The sequence below is a fragment of the Pseudomonas sp. 2995-3 genome (genome assembly GCF_002742565.1).
Classification (GTDB): Bacteria; Pseudomonadota; Gammaproteobacteria; order Pseudomonadales; family Pseudomonadaceae; genus Aquipseudomonas; species Aquipseudomonas edaphica.
Genome location: NZ_LJSB01000046.1, coordinates 1 through 339 on the forward strand (window position 1 = coordinate 1; position 339 = coordinate 339).

1 protein-coding gene is annotated in these 339 nt (G+C 35.4%); it reads left to right on the forward strand.

Annotated elements, in window-relative coordinates; all coding sequences use genetic code 11:
* Nucleotides 1-339, forward strand: a 339-nt coding sequence (locus AOA62_RS01745; protein WP_218244054.1) for a hypothetical protein, incomplete at both ends; no start/stop codon positions are given.

Below are 339 nucleotides of genomic sequence, written 5' to 3' on the forward strand. Positions count from 1 at the left end.
GTATATGAAGAGAAGATTACGCAGTACAAAGCATAATTTAAAAGTTTTTTCTGTTCTGACAGACTTTAATACGCATCGTATGTCTATATCAAAAAATGTGGACGCCATTTTTATTGCACAGGAAGAAGAAAAGAAGAAGTTAGAAAAAAAGTACCCTGGTTGTAAATTTTACGCTTTCGGTATTGCCACTAAAAGTGTTTGGGATGATGAAATTGAACATCAAAAATGTCGTGAACGTCTCTCAATTCCTGAGGATAAAAGGGTTATTGTTATTTCAGGAGGGGGAGAGGGACTATTATCAAGAGAGGTAATCTTTCCTCTGTTAAAGAGGGATAGTAC